Source organism: Mucilaginibacter sp. P4_E8 (assembly GCF_056401495.1).
Map to the genome: position 1 here is coordinate 1 of NZ_JBFUJG010000258.1, position 3936 is coordinate 3936.

The 3936-nt window shown below is 35.6% G+C and carries 5 protein-coding genes and 1 tRNA gene; all 6 read left to right on the forward strand.

Annotated elements, in window-relative coordinates:
- Positions 1-287 precede the first annotated feature (287 nt).
- Positions 288-872: a Crp/Fnr family transcriptional regulator gene (locus AC1DRQ_RS29965; RefSeq protein ID WP_477429554.1), complete on the forward strand. Its 585-nt coding sequence runs from the start codon at positions 288-290 to the stop codon at positions 870-872.
- Positions 873-956: 84 nt separating this feature from the next.
- Positions 957-1928 (forward strand): zinc-binding alcohol dehydrogenase family protein, encoded by a 972-nt coding sequence (locus tag AC1DRQ_RS29970; RefSeq protein ID WP_477429556.1) that lies wholly within the window; start codon positions 957-959, stop codon positions 1926-1928.
- A gap of 609 nt (positions 1929-2537) precedes the next feature.
- Positions 2538-2987: a hypothetical protein gene (locus AC1DRQ_RS29975; protein ID WP_477429558.1), complete on the forward strand. Its 450-nt coding sequence runs from the start codon at positions 2538-2540 to the stop codon at positions 2985-2987.
- Positions 2988-3054: 67 nt separating this feature from the next.
- Positions 3055-3126: transfer RNA gene (locus tag AC1DRQ_RS29980), tRNA-OTHER, on the forward strand.
- A 61-nt stretch (positions 3127-3187) separates the two neighbouring features.
- Positions 3188-3505: a transposase gene (locus AC1DRQ_RS29985; RefSeq protein ID WP_477429560.1), complete on the forward strand. Its 318-nt coding sequence runs from the start codon at positions 3188-3190 to the stop codon at positions 3503-3505.
- Positions 3471-3936, forward strand: a 466-nt coding sequence (locus AC1DRQ_RS29990) for a hypothetical protein (protein ID WP_477429562.1), incomplete at its 3' end; no start/stop codon positions are given. The genes AC1DRQ_RS29985 and AC1DRQ_RS29990, both read left to right, overlap by 35 nt.

Sequence of the window (3936 nt, forward strand, 5' to 3'; positions counted from 1 at the left end):
TATATACTGCAATTACAATCTTCCGAACACCTATGGTGATAACACCGACCACAGGCTGAACAATCATGCGCCAAGTTCAAAAGATGTTTCAACTCGATGGTTTATGATCTCACTGTTAAAACAAATTATATCCACTTACCGTCACTGGCTTTAAAAATACTTGTTTTATCATTAACATTATAAAAATTGTGCACGTCAGGCATATCTTTAATAAATTGCAGATAAGAAACTAATTTAAACCATTTAACAGTTATTCATTTTTTCTTATTTACAAAGGCTTTATTGATGTGTCAATAGATAAATTAAATCTTCACTTTAATGAATATTTCCCGCTCAATGCTAAAGAACGCAATGAATTGGGAGTGCTTTTTACGCAAAATAGTATAAAACGCAGGCAGTATATCTTGCAGCAGGGTGAGGTTTGCAGGCATTTTACATTTGTAATTTCCGGTTGTTTGAGAATGTATGCCATTGATAAAAACGGGAAAGAGCATAACATTCAATTTATTGCGGAAAATGATTGGGCGATGGATTTAAGTAGTTTCTACGCTGAAAAAGCAAGTCAGCTATCTATAGAAGCCGTGGAACCTACAACCTTTTTGCAAATTAAACATGACGATGTTTTATATCTTTATACTGAGTATCATAAGTTCGATCATAATTTCCGGGTCATTATCGAGCAAAAATACATCGAATCACAAAATAGGGTACTTCAGAACATAAGTTCGTCGGCAGAAGAGCGCTACGAATATTTTCTCAGGCAGTACCCCAACCTTGCCAACCGTTTACCACTTGCTCAAATTGCTTCCTATTTAGGAATTACACCGGAATTTTTAAGCGCCATCCGCAAAAACATTGTTTCCAAAGGGTAACCATAAATTCTTTAAAAGTATTTCTTAAGAAATCTTATGGGTTCGTTTGCCCCAAACACATGACCTTTGCTTCAAATCAAAACGATGATGAAAGCAGCAGTTATAAAAAATGCCGGCGGCCCCGAAAATATTTTAATTGAGGAAAGAGACATTCCTACATTAAAGAAGGATTGGGTTTTGATTAGAGTTAGAGCGTTTGGCCTGAACCGCTCAGAGTTGATGACGCGCAAAGGCTTATCGCCGGGTGTTAGGTTTCCGCGCATATTGGGTATTGAGTGCGTAGGAGAGGTGGAAAATGACCCTTCAAGTGAATTTACTGCCGGACAAAAGGTAGCCGCCTTTATGGGAGGTATGGGAAGGGATTTTGATGGCAGCTATGCAGAATATACGCTTTTGCCCAAACCTTTACTCATTCCGTTTGAAAGTAAATTGTCCTGGAAAGAATTAGGGGCTATACCCGAAATGTTCCAAACGGTGTATGGTTCACTTCAGCTGGCCTTAAAAATCCAGCCTGGCGAAACAATACTGGTCAGGGGTGGCACATCATCTATTGGGATGTTAGCGATCCAATTGGCCAAAAACAACGGACTTTTCGTAATTGCGACTACGCGAAACCCGGAGAAAACAGAAATTCTGCTGAAAAATGGTGCAGATCGGGTTATTATAGATGATGGCCGTATTATGCAAAAGGTTAAGACCGACATACCTGATGGTGTAAATAAAGTACTGGAACTGATTGGCACGTCCACACTGAAAGATTCATTAGCATGCGCCGCACCAGGTGGTATTGTTTGTATGACCGGCATGCTTTCGGAACAATGGTCAATCAATGACTTTGCACCGATGGAATACATCCCGGCTACTGTTAATCTAACCGTATATGATAGCGGTCAAATCAGGGTAGACAGGGAGCATTTTCAGCAGTTTATTAGTGATGTTGAAAACGCGCTAATAAATCTAAGTATTGGCCGTACGTTTAAACTCGATGAAATCGCCGCCGCACATTCCCTTATGGATAGTAATAATAGTGGCGGAAAGATAGTTGTTATCACATAAAAGACCTTAATTGTTTTAAGCAACTATATCTTGCATTAACCCACTGATTTTAGGTTTGTTACTGATAGATTAGTTTATTACCTTGTACTGTATAAGCCTTATAACAGTATGACAGACGCACAGATATTAGCAGAACTCAAAGCTAAGCGTAAAGAACTCATTAACGATTTAGAGCGTGTAACATTAGCAATTAACGCTTATGAGTTGCCACAAAGAATAACTCCCCGTAGATAAGAAGATGTAGCAACAGATGCTTTGTTATACGATTATAAAGCAACGTTAGAGGAGAAAGTATTTTATGTGCTAACACGTATTGGTGCAGGAGATACAATAGACATAGCTAACTACATACTGATATTAGATAAGGAGATTAAAGACAAGCAAACAGTTTATAAGCGAATTACATTTATAACGTCTAAGATGTATCGTGAGGGTTTGATAGATGCAACCAAGTTAAACAGGCGTAATGTGTATAAGTTAATAGTATAAATAGGGCTGCAAATAGAGTAAAATGAGCTTAGTGTCTAATGATATCTAAAAATATTCTTTACCTCTTGTATTTGTCATTTATTATTTAGACCTTTGGCTTACAATTAAATCATACTCACCATGACGGACGAAAAAATGATTAATGTTTCCTCAATAAAACAGAAKATTGACTATCATATTAATGAAGCACGCAAACTTCAAGAGGCATTAAACTTGTTATTATCAATAGGCGCTGATACTCTGATTTATAAAAAGGTTGAGCCAAATTCTACTGCTGTTTCTCAATTAACAGGCACATTCAAAGAGATAATAAAAAATATACTTATCGCTCAGAATGAACCAATGCTTGCTAAGAAGTGTTGGGAAATAATAAATAATCAAACAAATAAGAATCTTGCTTACAATGCATTTTCAGCACAATTATCGGCGTTGGTTAAGTCAGGAGTAATTAAAAAGCTTATTATTGAACAAAATCCAATCGAATCCCGTTATTATTATGGTTTGCCGGAATGGTTTCAAGAGGGGACAAATCTTATAAAAGACCAATATGCGGTATCGGGTACGATTTAAATAAATAAACCACTTTAGCAATATAAGTTTTGACGGACGAATAGCTAAAGTGGTTCTAAAGATAAAAAGAGAGGTATCTCAACTGGATAGAGTAACGTAATCTAAGCGTTGGGTGGAGGTTCGAATCCTCCCCTCTCTCTTTTTGCTTGCAGCAAATGTAAGCATATAAATTTAATAAAAGCAAATTAACGCTTACAGCAATGCAACCATTAGGTAAAGCCCTTCCATTTACAAACGTTATAGATGTAGCGTTGTACTTTAATGACAAGCAAACTTGTTTAGAATATTTAACCCGTTTAAGATGGCCTAAACATACAACTTGTGTGTTTTGTAACCATGAGAAAGTATATGAGTTAAAAGGAGAGTTAAAAAAATACAAATGTGCTAAGTGTAGAAAGCATTTTAGCGTTAACTATGGAATTTGTTGTAAATATTTAATATATGCGATATTAATTGTGTATTATAGCATAATTTATTCCATAGATGGAACTGGAAATTTTTCACACGCAAGAACTTAGAAATAAACATTTACTCTTTCCGATTTTAGCAGAAGGAAACCATCAATGGCTTGGCGATGGGTTCTATTTTTGGCRAGACTTAGAGTTTGCGGAATGGTGGGGAATGGCAAAAAAATGTAATTTCTTAAATATATCAAAGCAATTCTCCATTTACAAATGCAAGATAGCTTTTGCAGAAGATGAGTTTATTGATACAGTTTTTAATGAACAAGATTACTATATGTTTGTTAATCAAATAGAAAAATTTGCAAAGATTTATACTACCAAATTTAAAAAAAAACCTACTCTTGAGGAATTTAATGATTTTATTGCCGATTTTAAAATATGGGAAAAGATAAAAGTAATTAGATTTCAAGACGTCCCAGTAAACAATAATTTGCTTGACGTAAATGGTTTTTTTTACAAAAAGAGGATACAGCTTAGAGTAAATG